The following is a 350-nucleotide window of genomic DNA, read 5'->3' on the forward strand; positions in this document are numbered from 1 at the left end:
GCCTTATTCCTGGCAAAAGTTGGTGTTCAGGATCCTCAGTTTGCGATTGAAGGTCTGCTCAATTACGCGATGGCACTGGATAATCCGACATTGAATAAATTGAGTGAAGAAACCCGGTTACAGCTCATCCCTTACCTTGTGAATTTTGCCTTTGCTGATTATTCCAGGTCTGCGGCAAGTAAGGCTCGCTGTGAGCATTGTGCTGGTACTGGATTTCATAATGTATTGCGCGAAGTGGTGAAACACTCCAGAAGCGGTGAATCTGTTATCAAGGAAGAGTGGGTGAAGGAACTATGTCAGCATTGTCATGGTAAGGGAGAAGTCAGCACAGCGTGCAGAGGGTGTAAGGG

Annotated in this window: 1 protein-coding gene; it reads left to right on the forward strand. The window is 46.9% G+C overall.

The features are described 5' to 3' along the window. The coding region (locus AYC59_RS01245) for an antitermination protein Q (RefSeq protein ID WP_281177374.1) at positions 1 to 350 on the forward strand (350 nt) is incomplete at both ends.

The sequence above is a fragment of the Pseudostreptobacillus hongkongensis genome, assembly GCF_001559795.1.
Classification (GTDB): Bacteria; Fusobacteriota; Fusobacteriia; order Fusobacteriales; family Leptotrichiaceae; genus Pseudostreptobacillus; species Pseudostreptobacillus hongkongensis.